The 18,912-nt window shown below is 57.4% G+C and carries 27 protein-coding genes; 19 read left to right on the top strand and 8 right to left on the bottom strand.

What is annotated here, in order from left to right:
• Window positions 1-25: 25 nt before the first annotated feature.
• The gene (locus tag AC2FHW_RS12035; RefSeq protein WP_271951393.1) at window positions 26-388 is read left to right on the top strand and encodes a response regulator transcription factor; all 363 of its coding nucleotides are present in this window, start codon (window positions 26-28) and stop codon (window positions 386-388) included.
• Here the strand turns inward: AC2FHW_RS12035 and AC2FHW_RS12030 are convergent.
• The gene (locus AC2FHW_RS12030; protein ID WP_271951390.1) at window positions 370-1,359 is read right to left on the bottom strand and encodes a glutathione S-transferase family protein; all 990 of its coding nucleotides are present in this window, start codon (window positions 1,357-1,359) and stop codon (window positions 370-372) included. The genes AC2FHW_RS12035 and AC2FHW_RS12030 overlap by 19 nt on opposite strands.
• A gap of 212 nt (window positions 1,360-1,571) precedes the next feature.
• Here AC2FHW_RS12030 and AC2FHW_RS12025 point away from each other — a divergent pair, with 212 nt between their 5' ends.
• Entirely contained in the window at window positions 1,572-1,925 is a 354-nt protein-coding gene (locus tag AC2FHW_RS12025; RefSeq protein WP_142639206.1) for a hypothetical protein, read from the top strand.
• A 35-nt stretch (window positions 1,926-1,960) separates the two neighbouring features.
• On the opposite strand, the gene AC2FHW_RS12020 is transcribed toward AC2FHW_RS12025, so the two are convergent.
• Window positions 1,961-3,133 (bottom strand): MalY/PatB family protein, encoded by a 1,173-nt coding sequence (locus AC2FHW_RS12020; RefSeq protein WP_496821972.1) that lies wholly within the window; start codon window positions 3,131-3,133, stop codon window positions 1,961-1,963.
• 94 nt (window positions 3,134-3,227) lie between these two features.
• On the opposite strand from AC2FHW_RS12020, the gene def (AC2FHW_RS12015) reads away from it, so the two are divergent.
• The 5 genes from def (AC2FHW_RS12015) to AC2FHW_RS11995 are packed head-to-tail and all read left to right on the top strand — an operon-like array spanning window position 3,228 to window position 5,635.
• A complete protein-coding gene (def, locus tag AC2FHW_RS12015; RefSeq protein WP_271951383.1) occupies window positions 3,228-3,746 on the top strand; it encodes a peptide deformylase in 519 nt (172 codons plus the stop codon).
• Window positions 3,743-4,237: a peptide deformylase gene (gene def, locus AC2FHW_RS12010; RefSeq protein WP_496678766.1), complete on the top strand. Its 495-nt coding sequence runs from the start codon at window positions 3,743-3,745 to the stop codon at window positions 4,235-4,237. The genes def (AC2FHW_RS12015) and def (AC2FHW_RS12010) overlap by 4 nt, the downstream gene beginning before the upstream one ends.
• 2 nt (window positions 4,238-4,239) lie before the next feature.
• Window positions 4,240-5,154: a methionyl-tRNA formyltransferase gene (gene fmt / locus AC2FHW_RS12005; RefSeq protein ID WP_496678768.1), complete on the top strand. Its 915-nt coding sequence runs from the start codon at window positions 4,240-4,242 to the stop codon at window positions 5,152-5,154.
• A 6-nt stretch (window positions 5,155-5,160) separates the two neighbouring features.
• Window positions 5,161-5,397 (top strand): hypothetical protein, encoded by a 237-nt coding sequence (locus AC2FHW_RS12000; protein WP_271951377.1) that lies wholly within the window; start codon window positions 5,161-5,163, stop codon window positions 5,395-5,397.
• A gap of 1 nt (window position 5,398) precedes the next feature.
• Window positions 5,399-5,635, top strand: coding sequence for a GlsB/YeaQ/YmgE family stress response membrane protein (locus AC2FHW_RS11995; RefSeq protein ID WP_496821970.1), 237 nt, complete (start codon window positions 5,399-5,401; stop codon window positions 5,633-5,635).
• A gap of 7 nt (window positions 5,636-5,642) precedes the next feature.
• Here the strand turns inward: AC2FHW_RS11995 and AC2FHW_RS11990 are convergent, their stop codons facing one another.
• The 6 genes from AC2FHW_RS11990 to AC2FHW_RS11965 all read right to left on the bottom strand — a co-directional run bounded on the left by AC2FHW_RS11990 (window position 5,643) and on the right by AC2FHW_RS11965 (window position 9,469).
• Entirely contained in the window at window positions 5,643-6,272 is a 630-nt protein-coding gene (locus tag AC2FHW_RS11990) for a trimeric intracellular cation channel family protein (protein ID WP_142639216.1), read from the bottom strand.
• Window positions 6,269-6,736, bottom strand: a complete 468-nt coding sequence (gene rnhA / locus AC2FHW_RS11985; RefSeq protein WP_142639217.1) for a ribonuclease HI — start codon at window positions 6,734-6,736, stop codon at window positions 6,269-6,271. Before rnhA ends, AC2FHW_RS11990 begins: the two co-directional genes overlap by 4 nt.
• Window positions 6,729-7,313, bottom strand: a complete 585-nt coding sequence (locus AC2FHW_RS11980; RefSeq protein WP_282022241.1) for a class I SAM-dependent DNA methyltransferase — start codon at window positions 7,311-7,313, stop codon at window positions 6,729-6,731. Before AC2FHW_RS11980 ends, rnhA begins: the two co-directional genes overlap by 8 nt.
• Entirely contained in the window at window positions 7,310-7,762 is a 453-nt protein-coding gene (locus AC2FHW_RS11975; protein WP_282022242.1) for a DUF3429 domain-containing protein, read from the bottom strand. Before AC2FHW_RS11975 ends, AC2FHW_RS11980 begins: the two co-directional genes overlap by 4 nt.
• Window positions 7,759-8,709: a 4-hydroxy-3-methylbut-2-enyl diphosphate reductase gene (gene ispH, locus AC2FHW_RS11970; RefSeq protein ID WP_271951367.1), complete on the bottom strand. Its 951-nt coding sequence runs from the start codon at window positions 8,707-8,709 to the stop codon at window positions 7,759-7,761. The genes AC2FHW_RS11975 and ispH overlap by 4 nt, the downstream gene beginning before the upstream one ends.
• Before the next feature lie 190 nt (window positions 8,710-8,899).
• Entirely contained in the window at window positions 8,900-9,469 is a 570-nt protein-coding gene (locus AC2FHW_RS11965; protein WP_142639223.1) for a LabA-like NYN domain-containing protein, read from the bottom strand.
• Between the two features lie 140 nt (window positions 9,470-9,609).
• Here AC2FHW_RS11965 and folK point away from each other — a divergent pair, with 140 nt between their 5' ends.
• The 12 genes from folK (at window position 9,610) to AC2FHW_RS11905 (ending at window position 18,840) form a co-directional block, all read left to right on the top strand.
• Window positions 9,610-10,179, top strand: a complete 570-nt coding sequence (folK, locus tag AC2FHW_RS11960) for a 2-amino-4-hydroxy-6-hydroxymethyldihydropteridine diphosphokinase (protein WP_496821968.1) — start codon at window positions 9,610-9,612, stop codon at window positions 10,177-10,179.
• Window positions 10,180-10,273: 94 nt separating this feature from the next.
• Window positions 10,274-10,627 (top strand): DNA-directed RNA polymerase subunit omega, encoded by a 354-nt coding sequence (gene rpoZ, locus AC2FHW_RS11955; RefSeq protein ID WP_142639234.1) that lies wholly within the window; start codon window positions 10,274-10,276, stop codon window positions 10,625-10,627.
• Window positions 10,628-10,653: 26 nt separating this feature from the next.
• The gene (locus tag AC2FHW_RS11950; protein WP_496821966.1) at window positions 10,654-12,786 is read left to right on the top strand and encodes a RelA/SpoT family protein; all 2,133 of its coding nucleotides are present in this window, start codon (window positions 10,654-10,656) and stop codon (window positions 12,784-12,786) included.
• A gap of 16 nt (window positions 12,787-12,802) precedes the next feature.
• Window positions 12,803-13,501: a DUF2062 domain-containing protein gene (locus AC2FHW_RS11945; protein WP_142639238.1), complete on the top strand. Its 699-nt coding sequence runs from the start codon at window positions 12,803-12,805 to the stop codon at window positions 13,499-13,501.
• Window positions 13,494-14,240: a pyridoxine 5'-phosphate synthase gene (locus tag AC2FHW_RS11940; protein ID WP_142639241.1), complete on the top strand. Its 747-nt coding sequence runs from the start codon at window positions 13,494-13,496 to the stop codon at window positions 14,238-14,240. Before AC2FHW_RS11945 ends, AC2FHW_RS11940 begins: the two co-directional genes overlap by 8 nt.
• On the top strand, window positions 14,237-14,860 hold the full coding sequence (locus tag AC2FHW_RS11935; protein ID WP_271951355.1) for a LysE family translocator: 624 nt from the start codon (window positions 14,237-14,239) through the stop codon (window positions 14,858-14,860). Before AC2FHW_RS11940 ends, AC2FHW_RS11935 begins: the two co-directional genes overlap by 4 nt.
• Before the next feature lie 81 nt (window positions 14,861-14,941).
• Window positions 14,942-15,406: an ABZJ_00895 family protein gene (locus tag AC2FHW_RS11930; RefSeq protein ID WP_281973501.1), complete on the top strand. Its 465-nt coding sequence runs from the start codon at window positions 14,942-14,944 to the stop codon at window positions 15,404-15,406.
• Between the two features lie 3 nt (window positions 15,407-15,409).
• Window positions 15,410-15,829 carry a holo-ACP synthase gene (gene acpS / locus AC2FHW_RS11925; RefSeq protein ID WP_271951349.1) on the top strand — a complete coding sequence of 140 codons (420 nt, stop codon included), beginning with the start codon at window positions 15,410-15,412 and terminating at the stop codon, window positions 15,827-15,829.
• Window positions 15,830-15,886: 57 nt separating this feature from the next.
• On the top strand, window positions 15,887-16,726 hold the full coding sequence (lepB, locus tag AC2FHW_RS11920) for a signal peptidase I (protein ID WP_271951346.1): 840 nt from the start codon (window positions 15,887-15,889) through the stop codon (window positions 16,724-16,726).
• Window positions 16,723-17,403, top strand: a complete 681-nt coding sequence (gene rnc, locus AC2FHW_RS11915; RefSeq protein ID WP_271951343.1) for a ribonuclease III — start codon at window positions 16,723-16,725, stop codon at window positions 17,401-17,403. Before lepB ends, rnc begins: the two co-directional genes overlap by 4 nt.
• Before the next feature lie 202 nt (window positions 17,404-17,605).
• Complete coding sequence (gene era, locus AC2FHW_RS11910; RefSeq protein ID WP_496690318.1) at window positions 17,606-18,514, top strand: GTPase Era; 909 nt, start codon at window positions 17,606-17,608, stop codon at window positions 18,512-18,514.
• Window positions 18,511-18,840: a DUF1491 family protein gene (locus AC2FHW_RS11905; RefSeq protein WP_142639253.1), complete on the top strand. Its 330-nt coding sequence runs from the start codon at window positions 18,511-18,513 to the stop codon at window positions 18,838-18,840. The genes era and AC2FHW_RS11905 overlap by 4 nt, the downstream gene beginning before the upstream one ends.
• Window positions 18,841-18,912 lie beyond the last annotated feature (72 nt).

Genomic DNA, 18,912 nt, shown 5'->3' with positions numbered 1-18,912 from the left:
CATAAATGTGCCGAGGTTGTTGAGAATGAATGTATTGATTGTTGAGAGTAACCCCGATTTAGGTCGGGTTTGGAAAAGGCATCTTGAACGCCAGGGTGCCGATGTCACGCTTGTGGCCGGTCAGGAGGATGCAATCCTCGCCCTGTATGGGGCCGAGTTTGAAATCATCGTTCTGGATTTGGTGCTGGAGACCGGCAGCGCTTTGGCCGTGGCAGACTTTGCCAGCTATCGCAGGCCCGAGGCCCGTGTGATTTTCGTGACCAACACCACTTTCTTTTCGGATGGCTCGATCTTTGCCCATAGCCCGAATGCCTGCGCCTATGTGCAAAGCGGCACGCCGCCAGAGGATTTGGCGGCGATGGTTGAGCATTACGCGGCGGGGCGCTGATCGCGCCCATGGGGCTCCAGATAGTTCAGGATCGGGTTCGTCGGGATGATCCGGTGCGGGTTAATGCTCTCATGGCTGTAGTGATAGTGGCGCACGATATGGTTTAAGTTCACGGTCCGCGCAACACCCGGCCACTGGTACAGCTCGCGGGTATAGGCCCACAGGTTGGGATAGTCGATCAGACGCCGCCGGTTGCATTTGAAATGCAGATGGTAGACCGGATCAAACCGGATCAGCGTGGTGAACAACCGCCAGTCGGCCTCGGTGATGCGGTCGCCCATCAGATAGCGGCTGGTGGACAGCCGGTCTTCGAGCCAGTCCAGCGTGTCAAAGAGCGGGCCAACGGCTGCGTCATACGCCGCCTGGCTGGTGGCAAAGCCGGATTTGTAGACCCCGTTATTGATGTCGGAATAGATGCGGGCATTGACCTGTTCGATTTCGTCACGCATTGCCTCGGGCCAGTAATCATCGGTGTTCCCGGTGATCCCGTCAAAGGCCGAGTTGAACATCCGGATGATTTCCGAACTTTCGTTCGAGACGATGGTTTCCTGTTCCTTGTCCCACAGGATTGGAACGGTTACGCGCCCCGAATAGGTCGGGTCAGCCTTGGTATAGATTTGGTGGGCATAGTCCATTCCGTACAGTACGTCGCCCGCCGCCCCGTGTTCGTCGGTTGCAAATGTCCATCCCTTGTTCAGCATGTCTGGGTGTACGACCGAAACCGGGATCAGATCGGACAGCTCTTTCAGTTCGCGGAATATCAGTGTCCTGTGGGCCCAGGGGCAGGCATGGCTGACATAAAGATGGTACCGGTCAGGTTCGGCTTTGAAGCCGCCCGTGCCCGAGGGTCCGGCGCTGCCATCAGCGGTCAACCAGTTGCGAAATTGCGCCGCGCTACGCTTGAAGGCGCCGCCTGTGGATTTGGTATCATACCATGTGTCGTGCCATTTGCCGTCGACCAATAGGCCCATGCTTGAATCCTCCGTAATGCGGTTTCCCGGAACATACGCTTTGAAGGGGACTGATCCTATGCGAGCCGCCGCGCATTGTGCCTGCGTTTTCGCACAGGTTGGAATGGGATTTCCGTGCAACAGGTTTGGATTCGACCGCGTTGAATGATCGGCTTCACTGGATTTTTACAGTCTACGTTCCAAAATAGAGTCCGCTGCGGGGGAGTTTTGATATGAGTACCTATGTTTCCAAAGAAATCAGCGCCGAATTGGATGCTGCGCGAATCGCGAGTCTGAAGAAAACCAGCCGACTTCGTGTCGAATTGGGTGACAATACCTACAAAATTCTCCGATTGTGGAAGGATGGCTTCACCGTAGAGGCCGCGACCACGCCTCGATTGCGCGGTTTGGTCGATATCTACGATGGCGCGCGTCACTTATATCAATGCCTGATCATTGCCGATGAATGTGAGGCAGGCGAAATGCGTTATGAATTCAAGCGCAGCACGGCCGCCTCCGACAAGGCCCCATTGGATTTCTATCGATCTCCGGACGCGCCCATCGCGCTGCTTGGAAACAAGGACTAGGCTTTTGCCCATCGGGTCTGCCGATGGGCATCCCGCTATTGCAGATCGGAAAACGCGTGTTTCAGCCGTTTGCTGGCCTCTTCAACACGCCCGCGTTGCGTCGCAAGATTGAACCGCTCGAATGTCTCTCCGCCCGCACCAAAGCCGGGGCCGGGCGAGGTGGCGATTTTTGCATCCTCGCGCAGACGCCGGGTAAATTCTGCTTGGTCCATTCCGGTGCCCGAGAAATCAATCCAAGCCAGATAGGTTGCCTGTAAGGGCATTGACCACAGGCCAGGGATTTCTGCGATTGCAGCGTCAAAGATTTTTCGGTTGCTATCAAGATGGGCGATCTGTTCATCCACCCAAGCGGCCCCTTCAGGCGAATAAGCAGCGGTGATCATTGCGACTCCCAATGCGCTGGGGTCATAGTCCAGTGTCTGGATTCGGTGACGCATCGCAGCGCGCAGGTCCGGGTCGGGGATGATCATATTCCCCGTCCGTTGACCGGCGATGTTGAAAGTCTTGGACGCTGCCGTCAGTGTCACGGTCCAGGGCCGCGCATCCGGCGCGGCGACATCCATCGGAACAAAGGTCGTGCCGGGATAGACCAGATCGTGGTGAATCTCGTCCGATACCAGAATAAGGCTGTTCCGTTCCGCAAATGCCGCGACTGCGCGCAATTCTTCTGGCGTCCAGACCCGGCCCGAGGGGTTCTGAGGCGAGCACCACAAAAGCAACTTCTCGGTTCCGTCCAGCCGCGACTGCGCGTCTTCCAGATCAAGGCCATAGCCGTCGCCGTCGCGCATCAAGGGGCATTCCACCACGCGCCGACCTGACTTGTTCACCTTATGTGCAAACTCATGGTAGACGGGTGTAGAGATGACCACTCCGTCGCCCGGACTGGTCCAGACATCGAGGCAGAGTGCAATCGCATTTCCCAGACCCTGCGACGTCAGAATCCAATCAGAATCGATCTCCCACCCGTGGCGGTTCTTCATCCACCATTGGACGGAATTCAGGTAGTCCGGGTGCATCCAGGAATATCCGAAAACACCGTGATCCGCCGCGTTACGCACAGCGTCGATCACACAAGGCGCCGTAGAATAGTCGGAATCGGCCGTCCACATTGCCAGACCGTCATCCGGCGAAAGGCCATACAGCTTTTCAAGCTTGTCCCATTTCGTACTGTTGGTGCCGCGGCGGTCGATCAGGTCGTTGAATGTCATATCTGCTCCATCTGTCCGGATGAAAGCTAGCCGCATATTCGGCAGGTGCAAGGGGGGCGTTGCGGCTTAGGGCGTGATGGCCTAAATCAACCTCATGAAACGCAATATACTGATCCATCCCGACCCCCGCCTGAAAAAGATCTGCTCTCCTGTGGTGGATCTGACGGACGAATTGCGCCAGCTGGCTGATGACATGCTTGAGACGATGTATGATGCGCCTGGTATCGGGCTGGCAGCGCCTCAGATTGGGATGCTGGACCGGCTGATTGTTATGGACTGTGTCAAGGAAGAGGGCGAGGCACCGCGCCCGCTGATCATGTTCAACCCCGAAGTGGTCGCATCGTCGGACGAGACGAATGTCTATGAAGAAGGTTGTCTTTCGATCCCCGAACAATTCGCCGAAGTCACGCGCCCAAAGGTCGTGGACGTGGCTTGGATCGATCGTGATGGCAACGCGCAGCGGGAAACATTCGATGGCCTTTGGGCAACCTGTGTCCAGCATGAGATTGACCACCTGAACGGGAAGCTGTTCATCGACTATCTCAAGCCTATGAAACGCCAGATGATCACCCGAAAAATGCAAAAGCTGAAACGCGAGCAGGCGCGCGAATGACCGTTCGTACCTGCCTGCCATGGCCTGATAAGCGCCTGCGGACCAAAGCCGAAGATATCACCGAAATTACTGACGAGGTTCGTGCCATCTGGGATGACATGATCGACACAATGGAGGCGATGCCCGGCGTGGGCCTTGCCGCACCGCAGATCGGCGTCATGCTGCGGCTGGCGGTGGTCGATGGCTCGACCGAGCGGGGGCGGGCTGTGCTGCTGGCAAACCCTGAGATCCTGCACAGATCGGTCGAATTGCGCGAGCATGAAGAAGCCAGCCCAAACTTGCCTGGCGTGTCGGCCAAGGTGAAACGTCCCCGGGCAGTGACGGTAAAGTTTCTCAACGAAAAAGGCATCATCGACCGCCGTGACTTTGTCGGGATCGAAGCCACCAGCGTGCAGCACCAGATCGACCATCTAAACGGGCAGATGTATTTCGACAGGCTCAGCAAGGTCAAACGCGACATTCTGCTGCGCAAAGCTAAAAAGCTGGGGTAGGCATGCGGCTGATCTTTATGGGGACACCCGATTTCTCGGTTCCGGTGCTGGACGCGCTGATTGATGCGGGGCATGAGGTTGCCGCCGTCTACTGCCAGCCTCCGCGCCCAGCGGGCAGAGGCAAAAAGGATCGTCCAACCCCCGTTCATGCTCGGGCCGAGGCATTGGGACTGACCGTTCGGCATCCGGTCTCATTGAAATCGGCGGAAGAACAGGACGCCTTTGCCGCGTTGAATGCGGATGTGGCTGTCGTCGTGGCCTATGGCCTGTTGCTGCCCCAACCGATTCTGGATGCGCCATCGCAGGGATGTCTGAACATTCATGCAAGCCTGTTGCCGCGTTGGCGCGGGGCCGCTCCGATCCATCGGGCGATCATGGCGGGTGATGCGCAGACCGGTATTTGCATCATGCAGATGGAGGCTGGTCTGGATACCGGGCCAGTCCTGTTGCGGCGGGCCACTGACATTGGTGCGCGGGAGACCACAGGGCAGTTGCATGACCGGCTGTCCGAAATGGGCGCTTCTCTGATCGTCGAGGCACTGTCCAAACTGCCGAACCTGACGCCCGAGCCTCAAACCGACGACGGCGTGACCTATGCCGCCAAGATCGACAAGGCTGAGGCGCGTGTTGACTGGGCCAGACCCGCGGTCGAAATTGACCGTCAGATCCGTGGCCTGTCCCCCTTTCCCGGCGCCTGGACCGAGATGAATGGCGAGCGGATCAAGCTGCTTGGTTCCAAATTAGCTGAGGGGCAGGGTGTTGCAGGAGAGGTTCTTGACGACCAACTGAAGGTTGCCTGTGACGATGACGCGATCGAGCTGCTGCGCTTGCAACGGGCGGGTAAAGGGGCGCAGGATAGGGAAACTTTTCTGCGGGGGTGGCCGATTGCCGTTGGTACCCGCCTGTCATCGGAGTAGGCCGCCATGTTCATGATCCTGATGGGGACTGTCGTTATTGCTGGGATTGTCGGCTATCTGTCCGAGAAATCCGGCTTTACCCATAATGGCATTCTGCAGTCGATCATCATCTGCGTAGGTGGTGCATTCCTGTTCTATTTCGTGCGCATCATGTTCGGGGTCAGCTTTGGCCCGCCCGGTCTGGATGCAGTGCTGTCCTCTGTCGGGGCGCTGATCATCGTTCCGACCCATTGGAGGAAGTGACATGCCCCTCATCGCCCTGATCGTCATCGGCGCCGCTGCGGGTTTTCTGGCCACCCGCCTGATGCGGATTGAGGCAGATATTCCCACCACCATGCTGATCGGTATCATTGGTGCCTTGGTAGGTGGGTTTCTCCTGCGGGCATTGGTCACGATGATGGGCTGGCTGTCCGGGTTCATCGGCGCTGTGCTGGGCGCGCTTCTGGTGATCTGGATCTGGCAGACCTATATGCGCTGCTAAGCCTTGATCAAGGGCGACTGCGTGGCGGGCGGCTTTTGTAGACGGGCAGTTTCCAGCCGAACAGCAGCGATCCTGCCCGCAATGCCCAGCAGATCAGGGCGCAGGCGGCAAGCACGGTCAGCTCCTCGAACCCCATCCGTTTGGCAATAACGGCCGCTACCGAGCCTGCAAGGGCGCAAGACACATAAAGCTCACCCTGTTTCAGCACCAGCGGAACCTCGTTGCAGACCACGTCCCGCATCAGGCCACCAAAGCATCCGGTGGTGACACCCATCAACACCACGATCGTGCCGGATTGGTCCAAGGATAATGCGACGCCCGTGCCGGCAGCTACTGCAATGGACAGGGCGAAACTGTCCAACCAAACCAGCCAGTTATATCGGCTTTCGACCAGATGGGCTGTAAAGAACACAAGCACCGCCGCACTGCAGGCCATCAGGACATAGCTGGGCTGGCCAACCCAGAACACCGGATTCCGATCCAACAGCAGGTCACGCACCGTGCCGCCGCCAACGGCGGTCAGGCAGGCGATAAAGGCAAACCCTACAAGATCAAGCTGCGCGCGACTGGCGACCAATGCGCCAGTCAGCGCAAAAACCAGAACCGAGGCATAATCGAGCAGGTCCAAACCGCTCATGTCTGTGCCTTCTTTGGTTTGAATGGGGCCATGCCTGCGCGGGCAAGTTCATCGGCCTTTTCGTTTTCCGGGTGACCCGCATGGCCCTTGACCCATTCCCAAGTCACATCATGGCGCATCTGCGCCTCATCCAGCCGTTGCCACAGATCGACATTCTTAACCGGCTTCTTGTTCGAGGTCTTCCAGCCATTCTTTTTCCAGCCGAAGATCCAACCGGTGACGCCGTTTTTCACATAGGCGCTGTCAGTGATTACGGTGATTTTAGAGGCACGTTCAAGCGTTTCAAGCGCGCTGATCGCGGCCAGCAGTTCCATTCGGTTGTTGGTGGTTTCAGCTTCGCCGCCGCTCAGTTCACGCTGTTTCAGGACGGTGTCGCCTTCCATTGCACGCAGCAACACGCCCCAGCCACCCGGGCCTGGATTGCCGGAACAAGCACCGTCAGTATAGGCAAACAGTTCAGGCATGGGCCAGCACCAGAATGAAGCCATCGTAAGAACCCGCCAGACCTTTGCCGATCCCGGTCCTAATCCCGTCGATGGTAAAGCCGGCATCTGCCAGGGCCTCCTCGATCTCGGCCTGCGAGAAGTAGCTATAATAGCGATCCAGATGATCGCGATGTTCGCCCGTGCCCAGTTTGAGGCCCAGGAAAAAAACGCCCTGCGGTTTCAGCGCCCGGTGGATGGCCACCAAATGGCGTGGGAAATCCTTGCGGGGCGCGTGCAGCAGCGAGAAGCTGGCGTAGATGCCGTCATATGCGGCCACTTCGGTCACGTCGTCGAAAGTACCCAGATGCGCGTCCACGCCATTGGCGCGCGCATAGTCAACAAAAGCGGGCGTCGCATCCAATGCGCGCACGCTCAGACCCTGACGCAGAAAGAACGCGCTGTCCGACCCGGGGCCCGAGCCCAGATCCAGCACAAGCCCCTGACCGACGGCATCGGCGAATTCCTGACGCGATGTCAGCTGCTCCGGTGGTAGAGGAACCTTGAGGTATTCGGCCACGTTGTTGGTATAGGCGTTGATGGTTTTGGGATCGCTCACAGATAGACTCCGACGGCAAGGCAGGCCAATACGACTGCGGTCAGCAAAATGCGCAACCGCATCCACCAGACTGGTGTTAGCCGCCAATACGAAAAGATGGCATCCAACACCAGTAGCCCGCCAAACCCCCACATCAGATTTGTGCCAGTGCTGACAGGCCCGCTGCCGGTTTTCAGAAAGGCCCACAGGGCGGGTAATGTGGACAGCGCATAACAGGTCGCGGCCTTGCTGCCAGAGGTTTTACTGGAAAACCCCCACAGCACGCCGGACATAAAGCTGAGGATGATCGCCCCATAATACAACTGGATATACGGACCGACAAAACGTGCGCCCAGTGCCTGTCGGCCCCAGTCGTTCAGATCGTCGTTCAGATAGGTCAGAGCGCCCCAGATGAAGGGGATCAGCCCGGCCAACCCCAGAAACAGCGGCGCCCTTGGTATGCCGCTCATGCGGGTTGGCGCAGGACGCGCGGGACTTTGAATTCGACATTCTCGGTCGCTGTTTCAACCATTTCGACCGTCACATCGTAATGCTGTCTGAACGCATCAATAACTTCGTTGATCAGAACCTCGGGGGCAGAAGCGCCTGCTGTCAGAGCGATCGAAGAGATACCTTCGAGTGCGCGCCAGTCGATGTCGGTCGCGCGCTGCACCAGTTGGGCATAGCTGCATCCCGCGCGTGCCGCGACCTCGACCAAACGGCGTGAGTTAGATGAATTCGGCGCCCCCACAACCAACAGGGCATCGGACTTCCGGGCCACAACCTTGACTGCTTCTTGCCGGTTGGTTGTGGCGTAACAGATATCTTCTTTGTGAGGGCCGACGATAGATGGAAATCGGGTCTGAAGCGCTGCAATGATATCCTTTGTATCGTCAACCGACAGGGTCGTCTGAGTGACAAAGGCCAGTTTGTCAGGGTCGCGGACCTGGACGTCTGCAACGTCTGCAACCGTTTCGACCAGCAAAACCTCTCCTTCCGGTAGCTGTCCCATCGTTCCGATAGTTTCGGGATGGCCCTTATGTCCGATCATGATCATCTGCAGCCCGGCTTCGGCGTGGCGCTGTGCTTCGACATGGACTTTGGAGACCAGCGGGCAGGTGGCGTCGACATAGACCATCTGGCGCTGCGCCGCCGTCGCGGGTACCGATTTGGGAACCCCGTGCGCCGAGAATATCACTGGGCGATCGTCGGGGCAGTCTTCCAGTTCATCGACAAAGATCGCACCTTTGGCACGCAGTCCATCGACCACGAATTTGTTATGGACAATCTCGTGCCGAACATAGACCGGGGCACCCCATTTCTGCAGCGCCATCTCGACAATCTTTATGGCCCTGTCGACACCAGCACAGAACCCGCGCGGGGCGGCGAGATAGAGGGTCAGGGGGGGCTTGGTCATGTCGCGTTCTCCTTACCGACACAGGTAAGTCTTTTCACGGCCATGGTCCAGTCAGGACAATGTCATTGATCCGACATGGTTCAATGCTAGCCAATGGGTGTTTTCAGCACCTGATCTTTGTTTAAAAAGCGCGGCCAGGGTTTCCCCTGACCGCGCTAATTTTCAACCGAGTTTGCTTTGGGGCCAGTTACTACCCGCCTGCGGCAACGGTGCGCGGTTCCATCGGCATTTCGCGCGGCGGGCGACCGATCACGTCGCGGAGATCTTCCAGCTCGATGAAGTTGTCGGCCTGGCGGCGCAATTCGTCCGAGATCATGGGTGGCTGGCTGCGGATGGTCGACACCACAGAAACGCGTACCCCCTGACGTTGCAGGCTTGCGATCAGCGGGCGGAAATCCCCATCGCCGGAAAACAGCACGATATGGTCTACACGTGGTGCAAGCTCCATGGCATCGACGGTCAGTTCGATATCCATGTTACCTTTGACTTTCCGACGCCCCATGCTGTCGGTGTATTCTTTTGCCGGTTTCGTAACCATGGTGAAGCCATTGTAATGCAGCCAATCAACCAGTGGACGGATGGGCGAATACTCGTCATTTTCAAGTAGCGCTGTGTAATAGAAAGCTCTGAGCATCTTACCGCGGCGCATGAATTCCTGGCGCAGCAGTTTATAGTCAATGTCAAACCCCAGTGCTTTTGCGGCTGCATAAAGATTCGAGCCGTCGATGAACAGCGCTAGCCGTTCGTCTTTATAAAACATAAATAGGTCCTTCCGGTACAAATCAGCGCGCTGCGTGTTACGTGAGTGAGTCTTGGGAAAATACAGCGCATTGATATCCCCATAATTAGGGGTTTTATGGTGTATCGCAAGTATGCAATTCGCCGAATATAGGGAGTAGGATGCGCAAAACCACCTCAAAAGCAGTGCTTGCCCTCGGTGCAAATCTCAAAGTGAGAGGTTTTGAGCCCCATCTGACGCTACGGCATGCCATTGACGCGATTTTGCGCCAGGGGCTGTTGATTCGGGCTGAAAGCCGCTTTTATGCGACCCCTTGTTTTCCTGAGGGCGCGGGCCCTGACTATGTGAATGCGGCCGTGTTGATCGAGACTGAAAGGTCACCCATTGAGTTGCTGCAGATATTGCATGGAATTGAACATGATTACGGGCGCGAGAGGATTCAGCGCTGGGGAATGCGGACGTTGGATCTGGACCTGGTCTGTTACGATGATCTGGTTCTGCCCGGCCGCGAGGTTTTTCAAAGCTGGTTATCGCTGCCGCCCGAAGATCAGAAACAGCAGGCGCCGGATCAGTTGATCCTGCCGCACCCAAGGGTACAGGATCGTGCGTTTGTGCTTGTTCCCATGGCGGATGTTGCCCCGAATTGGCGGCATCCGATACTGGACCTGACCGTCAGGGAAATGCTTGCGGGGCTTCCTTCGGACGATATTGCGGCAGTTACCCCGTTATGATTGGTGCATTTGCAGCATTTCCTGCTTGTCAAGGCAGGGATTCGCCCTTAGATAAACCTCTTCCTGACATGGATTCAGTAACGGAGAGCGCCCCATGGCCCGCGTGACGGTTGAAGATTGCGTAGACAAGGTTCCGAACCGGTTTGAACTGGTGATGCTTGCCGCCCATCGTGCGCGCGAGATTTCCGCCGGTGGTCCGATCACCGTTGACCGTGACAACGACAAAAACCCGGTTGTTTCTCTGCGTGAGATCGCCGACGAGACCCAGAGCGCTGATGAGCTGCGCGAGCGGCTGATCGAGGCCAACCAGACCCAAATCGAGGTCGACGAGCCTGAAGAAGACCAGATGGCGCTGCTGATGGGTGCGGAAACAGACAAGCCTGCGGATGACGACATGTCCGAAGAAAAGCTGCTGCGCGCTCTGATGGAGGCTCAAGGCCAGGGGTAATCCCCACAAATGAAGGTGCGGACCGGATGATTTCTGCTGAAGACCTGATTGCGCTGGTCCGCAACTACAATCCCAAGACGAATGCAGACCGCATTGCCAAAGCTTATGAGTTCGGCAAGCAGATGCATGATGGGCAATTCCGCCATTCTGGCGAGCCCTATTTCACCCACCCTGTTGCCGTTGCCGCCATCCTGACCGAACAGCGTCTGGATGATGCGACTATTATCACGGCGCTACTGCACGATACGATCGAAGACACCAAGGCCAATTACGGCAAAGTGTCTGAGCTGTTTGGCGAAGAAGTCGCCAAGCTGGTTGATGGGGTCACCAAACTGACAAACCTTCAGCTGTCCAGCCGCGAAACCAAACAGGCCGAGAACTTCCGCAAGCTGTTCATGGCGATGTCCAAGGATTTGCGGGTCATTCTGGTCAAGCTGGCAGACCGTCTGCACAATATGCGCACGATCAAGGCGATGCGGCCCGAAAAGCAGATCGTCAAAGCGCGCGAGACGATGGATATCTACGCGCCGCTTGCAGGCCGTATGGGTATGCAATGGATGCGGGAAGAGCTGGAAGACCTCGCCTTCCGCGTTCTCAACTCTGAAGGGCGCCAGTCCATCATTCGCCGCTTCATCACGCTGCAGCGCGAAACGGGCGATGTGATCCACCGGATCACCGGCGACATGCGGCACGAACTTGAAAAGGCCGGGATTGAAGCCGAGGTTTTTGGCCGTGCCAAGAAACCCTATTCGATTTGGCGTAAAATGCAGGAAAAGGACCAGGGGTTCTCGCGTCTGTCCGACATTTACGGGTTCCGCATCATTACGCAAAGCGAAGAAGACTGCTATCGAACCCTTGGCGCGATCCACCAGCGTTGGCGCGCCGTGCCAGGGCGGTTCAAGGATTATATCAGTCAGCCGAAATCGAACGGTTACCGGTCGATCCACACCACCGTTTCAGGCCGTGACGGCAAGCGGGTCGAGGTTCAGATCCGCACCCGTCAGATGCATGATGTCGCCGAAACCGGCGTGGCCGCGCACTGGTCCTATCGGGATGGCGTGCGTTCGGAAAACCCCTTTGCCGTCGACCCGGCTAAGTGGATCGCCAACCTGACCGAGCAGTTTGACAGCGAAGAGGATCACGAGGATTTCCTCGAGGCGGTCAAGCTCGAGATGTATTCGGACCAGGTCTTTTGTTTCACGCCTAAGGGGGATGTGGTGAAACTGCCGCGTGGTGCGACGCCGATCGACTTTGCCTATGCCATCCACACGCGCATCGGGCACGCCTGTGTGGGGGGCAAGGTTGATGGTATTCGCGTGCCACTTTGGACCCGGATCAAGAACGGGCAGTCGGTGGATATCATAACAGCTGACGGTCAGACTCCCCAAGTCACGTGGTTGGAAATTGCCGTCACCGGCAAAGCCCGTACAGCCATTCGTCGCGCCCTGCGCGAGGTTGACCGAGAGCGGTTCATCAAGCTGGGCAAAGAACTCGCGCGATCGGGATTTGAACATGTCGGGCGCAAAGCGACCGACAAGGCGCTGGACACTGCTGCCAAGCATCTGCGCCTGAAAGACCGGCATGAGCTGCTGGCGCGCCTGGGCAGTGCAGAACTAACTGCCCATGATGTGGTCAGCGCCGTCTACCCGGAACTGACGCAGGATGATGGTGATGCCATTCCGATGCGCCGGGCCGTGATCGGTCTTGAGCCGGGGCAGAAGTTTGACCGCGCCCCTTGCTGCCAGCCATTGCCGGGTGAACGGATCGTCGGGATCACCTATCGCGGCAAAGGTGTTGTGGTGCATGCAATCGACTGTGATCGCCTGAGCGAATACGAGAGTGAGCCCAAACGCTGGGTCGATCTGCACTGGCACTCGGGAACTCACCCGGCTGTTTACGGGGCAACGATTGATGTTACGATTGGCAATGACGCAGGTGTGCTGGGTCGCATTTGTACATTGATCGGCGAGAAAAAGGCCAATATCTCGAACCTAGAATTTGTGGATCGCAAACCGGATTTTTACCGCCTGCTGGTCAACGTTGAACTGCGCGACCTTGAGCAGTTGCATTCGTTGATGTTGATGCTTGAGGCCGAAAGCGATGTCGCAGCGGTTGAACGTTTCAGAGACAGAGCTAAATCCGCAGTTGCGGCTGGCTGAGAAGGGGTGATCAGGAGTGGTATTCAAGCGCCGAGATCGACGCTCGCCTGTCCAGATCGCATCGGAATTCGTCTATCCTCGTGGTGGCTGGACCCGGGCCTTTCACTATGTGAAACACCGCGTTCGGCGATTGCCGGATTCACCTGAACGCATCGCCCGCGGGGTAGGGTTTGGAGTGTTTGCGGCCTTTACACCTTTTTACGGGCTGCATTTTGGCATTGCCGCCCTGGCTGCGCGATTGTTCAACGGCAATATGCTGGCTGCACTCAGCGGTACGTTTTTCGGAAACCCATTGACCTATGTGCCCATCGGGGTGGTTTGCCTTCAGACCGGGCATTTCCTGTTGGGCACCGAGTTTGAAGAGGGCGACACCCATGGGCTTATGGGGAAGTTTGCCAATGCGATCGGTGATCTCAAAGACAACCTGATTGCAGTATTCACTGACCGGGTAGCTGACTGGCACGGGCTGGGAATTTTCTACGACGAGGTTTTCTTTCCGTACCTGATTGGCGGCATTCTTCCCGGATTGCTGGCTGGGGTGGTTTGCTACTATCTCAGCCTGCCGCTGGTCCACACCTATCAGCAGCGGCGTCGCGACAGGATCAAAAAGAAGTTTGAAGAAATCAAACGTCTGGCTGAATCCGAGGCTGCCGTTCCAGAGTCAAACCAACTAGGCTCGAGCCAGGATTTGGGAAAGGAATCAAAGGATGTCTGAGAACCGTTTGCGTCTCGGTGTGAATATCGACCATGTGGCCACAGTGCGGAATGCACGTGGTGGGGTCTATCCCGACCCTTTGCGCGCGGCCACACTGGCCGAGCAAGCCGGTGCAGATGGCATTACTGCCCACCTGCGCGAAGATCGCAGGCATATTTCGGACGCAGATATTGACGGGTTGATGGAGGTTCTTTCGGTACCTCTGAATTTTGAAATGGCAGCCACGCCCGAGATGCAACAAATCGCTTTGCGCCATAAGCCGCACGCGGTCTGCATCGTCCCCGAAAAGCGCGAGGAACGGACTACCGAAGGCGGGCTGGAAGTCGCGCGCGAGGAAAACAAACTGGCCCATTTCATTGCACCTTTGCGTGATGCGGGCTGTCGCGTGTCGATCTTTATCGCCGCTGACCGTCGCCAGATCGAGGCCGCGCATCGCATCGGCGCCGAAGTGATCGAACTGCACACAGGCGCCTATTGTGACGCCCATGCCGAAGGCAAACTGGATGAGGCAGCGCAAGAGCTGGAAGGCCTACGCGATATGTCCGCCTTTGCCCATTCGCTTGGCCTCGAAGTGCATGCCGGACATGGTCTGACATACGACACGGTCAAACCTGTCGCCGCTTTTCCCGAGGTGCGCGAGTTGAACATTGGTCACTTTCTGATTGGCGAATCGATCTTTTTGGGCATGACCCCCGCCATTCAGGAAATGCGTCGCCTGATGGATGAGGCGCGGGGATGATAACCTCGGGTTTCATAGCAATCTGGATCGCCTGGTTGATGGCCGGAGGCTCACCCGGTCCGGCAACCATGGGCATCGCCGGAACTGCAATGAACGAAGGCCGCCGCGCCGGTCTGGTCTTTGCACTGGGCATCTGTGCGGGGTCCGCTGCCTGGGGCATCGCCGCCGCGCTGGGCCTGTCGGCGATCATGCTGGCCAATGTCTGGGTGTTCGAAGTAATCCGCTATGTCGGTGTAGCCTATCTGGGCTGGCTGGCGCTCAAGGCCCTGAAACGGGCGCTGTCGTCGGATGAGATGGCGTTGGGCAACCCGGTCACCGGCTCGCTACGCACCATCTTTGCCAAAGGTGCGGCGATCCACCTGACCAACCCCAAGGCGATCCTCAGCTGGGGCTCGATCTATGCCATCGTTGCCCCGAATGACGCCAGCTTGTCGATGCTGCTTGGCTATTTCGGCCTACTTTACGCGGGCTCGCTGCTCATTTTCATCAGCTATGCATTCCTTTTCTCTTCCGAACGCACAGTCCGCGCCTACCGTCGCGCCCGCCGCTGGTTCGATTTTGCCTTTGCCGGGTTCTTTGGGGTGGCAAGTTACAAGATTTTGACGGTGCGGTTGTCGTAAACGTTAGCTCTTAGTTCACAAGCCGACGCTTCGGGCGTTGAATATGTATCTGGAACACAAAATCAGGATATCAGAGTTACCATGAAGAAGACCAATCTGGCGCTCTACACAGTATTGCTTTTCGGAATTCGAATGGCTTTCCCGGCTTTAGCGATCCTTATCGCGATGTTTCTAAATTACGAAATCGGATCATCCGGAATCTCGATAATCGCTCCAATGATTGCGGCAATGATTGTAGGCCAGCAATACGGAAACAGGTATGGTGAGTTGATACCGCAATCAGAAGTGACCAGATTTGCACGCAGGGCGATCTTTGTTGCAATTGCAGCAGAAGCTATCACGTCACTAGTGTGGGGATACTTGTTGATGGGTGCTGAGTTTATTCAGTTTCTTTCATCGGTTGCACAAGCTGACGGCAAAATCTTGATGGTCGCGGTAATTCTCTTTCTTTTTGTTCTCACTTATTTCGTGAATCGGTGGTGTGTGCAGATGGGCGCGAAGGGGGCGTTAAAGTCCAGATTAAGAAAAACACAACTCGGGAAATAACCTTTGATCCTAGGCATCGGCACAGACCTCGCAAACATAGACCGCATTCAAGGCACGCTCGACCGGTTTGGTGACCGGTTTCGCAACCGTGTTTTTACCGACATCGAACAGCGCAAGGCCGAACGCCGCCACGACACCGCGGGCACCTATGCCAAGCGCTGGGCCGCGAAAGAGGCGTGCTCCAAGGCGCTGGGCACCGGGCTTCGTATGGGGATTTCCTGGAAGGACATGGCTGTCACCAACCTTAAAACCGGCCAGCCAGTGATGCATGTGACCGGTTGGGCGGCGGAACGGCTCAACGATATGACCCCCGAGGGTCATGCGGCGATCATCCACGTCACCCTAACCGATGACCACCCCTGGGCGCAGGCCTTCGTGGTGATCGAGGCGCGCCCAATTCGCGAACGCAGCGCTCTGTCTTGACTAACCCCGCCGCGCCGCGCATGTAGCACCCCAACAAACCAAGGACCGGAGAGCAGTATGGCCGAGGACGTCAAAACCGGAAATCCCGTGTGGGAGACGATCAAAACCATCGTCTATGCGCTGTTGATCGCGGGCGTTTTCCGTACCCTGTTCTTTCAGCCGTTCTGGATTCCGTCAGGGTCAATGAAACAGACCTTATTGATCGGGGATTTCCTGTTCGTCAACAAAATGGCCTATGGATATTCCTATGCCTCTTGCCCCAGTCTGATCATCCCCAGCGTCGGCCTCAATATCGACGCCGAGGATGTTTGTGGCTGGATGCAAAGTGATGACAACACCCGTATTTGGGCCGGCGATCCCGAGCGCGGGGATGTGATCGTATTCCGTCATCCGGTAACGGGCCGCGATTATATCAAACGCCTGATTGGCCTGCCCGGCGATCGTATCCAGATCATCGAGGGCCAGATCATCCTGAACGGTACTCCGGTTCCGCAGCAACCCGATGGCGTCTTCACCGAGGTCGCGGCGCCGCAAGGTCCGCAAGGGTTGCGCCCGCGCTGTGAAAACGGCCCGGTTGGCCGTGGTGGCGTGTGTGAGAAATCCCGCATGATCGAAACCCTGCCCAACGGGGTGTCCTATGATGTGCTCAATATCGGTAATCAGGGGTCGGACAATACCGGCGTCTATACAGTGCCCGAAGGCGAATACTTCTTTATGGGCGATAACCGCGACAATTCCAGCGACAGCCGCCTGCCGCAATCGGCCGGGGGTGTCGGATATGTACCCTATGAAAACCTGATTGGTCGTGCAGATCGTATCATGTTCTCATCCGCTGGCCGGTCGATGCTGTTCTTCTGGACCTGGCGCGGAGACCGCTTCTTTAAGGCTGTGAATTGAAGCTTTCCGCCGAAATAAAGGCGTTTCAAAAACGTCTGGGGCATGAATTTGCCAACCCCGAGCTGCTGGTGCGTTCGCTGACCCATGGATCGGTTTCGTCCGCCACACGCCCGGACAACCAGCGGCTCGAATTTCTGGGTGATCGGGTGCTGGGTCTGGTGATGGCGACGGCCTTGCTGGAGGCGGACAAAAAAGCGAGCGAAGGTCAGCTTGCACCCCGGTTCAATGCGCTTGTGCGCAAAGAGGCCTGTGCAGATGTGGCGCTGCAGATTGATTTGGGTGCTGTACTGAAACTGGGCCGATCTGAAATGCTGTCCGGAGGGCGGCGCAAACAAGCTTTGCTTGGCGACGCGATGGAGGCAGTCATTGCTGCGGTTTATCGCGACGCCGGGTTCGAGGTCGCCAGCGCCGTTATCCTAAAGCTCTGGGGTGATCGCATCCACGATGTCGAGGCCGACGCCCGTGACGCCAAAACGGCGCTTCAGGAATGGGCGCAGGCACGGGGCCAGAAACCGCCCAGCTATGTCGAAGTCAGACGCTCTGGCCCGGACCATGCGCCGGTCTTCACCATCGCTGCGCGTCTTCAGGACGGGGCGGAAGAGCAGGCAACAGCAGGGTCAAAGCGTCAGGCCGAACAGGCGGCCGCCAAGTCGTTGCTGGACCGTTTGCAGAATTAGTCTACCGGGTAAAAACAGTCTGTCTCCTGAGGGCTGGCCGGAAATGCCTATCGGTCGAACACGGATCCTATCCGGTGATGGGTCGCCCACCATACCCCACCCAATGCCATCCTGAACGCATGTGCCAAAGCTGCAAATCGCTCTGGTCCGCTGCCTCTTTCTGCGATAGGGAGGCCCATCTGCAAACAGGATCAAACCCCAGATGACGACACGCGCCGGATTTATCGCACTGATCGGAGAGCCCAACGCAGGCAAATCCACCCTTCTGAATCGCATGGTCGGGGCCAAGGTCTCGATCGTGACACATAAGGTTCAGACGACCCGCGCCCGCATCCGGGGCGTGGCGATGGAAGGTGATGCACAGCTGGTCTTTGTGGACACGCCGGGCCTTTTCAAACCGCGTCGCCGTCTGGATCGGGCAATGGTGGCCGCCGCATGGGGCGGGGCCGCGGATGCCGATGTGGTTGTCCTGATGGTCGAAGCGCATCGTGGCATCACCGAGGGCGTAGAGCGCATCCTTGAAGGTCTGAACGAGATCGGGCAGGGCCGCACCGTCGCGCTGGCCATCAACAAGATCGACAGGGTGCAGTCCGAAGTTCTGCTGGCCCTGACCAGCGACCTCAACTCCCGCTATTCTTTCGCCGAGACATTCATGATCTCGGCCGAGAAGGGCCATGGCGTTGACGATCTGCGAAAATGGTTGGCGGGCGAATTGCCCGAGAGCCCGTGGCTATATCCGGAAGACCAGATCGCTGATCTGCCGTTGCGTATGATCGCGGCTGAAATGACACGCGAAAAGCTGACCCTGCGGCTGCATCAGGAACTGCCCTATCAGCTGACCGTCGAGACCGAGAACTGGGAAGAGCGCAAGGACGGGTCGGCAAAGATCGACCAGATAATCTATGTCATGCGCGACGGACATAAAGGTATCGTTCTGGGCAAAAAGGGCGAGACCATCAAGGCCGTCAGCCAGGCGGCCCGTGCCGAGCTGGAAGAGTTCCTTGATCGCAAGATCCACCTGTTCCTGCAGGTCAAAGTCCGGCCAAACTGGCTGGAGGAATCTGAGCGCTATTCGGAAATGGGTCTGGAATTCAAAGACGGAAACGCATGACGCGACTGACGGCAGACTTCTGGGTTCACGCCTATCTGGCACGGTTGCGATTTCAGGAAATACCGGCCTTTGTTGTGGCCCATGGTGACGACACAGCCGGCGCGGTTTTGATCAAGCTCAACACGTTGGACGGTCAGGCCACAGCCTTTCAGCGCAGCTTTGATCTGATGAGCGGTGAGCGCAAGTGGGTTGAACTCTCCTCTGGTCCCGAGGTCGATGTGGACGAGGCGATCCAACGCCAGCGCAGCTTTGACCCTGACCTCTGGGTGATAGAGGTCGAAGACCGGCAGGGGCGCCATTTGCTGGGTGAGGACGGTCTGGATTAGCGGTACTAGCACAGACGCGGTGCAGGCCTCTGCCAAAGTTATGGCATAGGTCTTGGTAAGACGGTCCATTTT

This window comes from Ruegeria sp. YTSA108 (genome assembly GCF_059610185.1).
The sequence above is the reverse complement of the archived record's forward strand: the minus strand, read 5'-3'. Positions and strand labels throughout refer to the sequence as shown.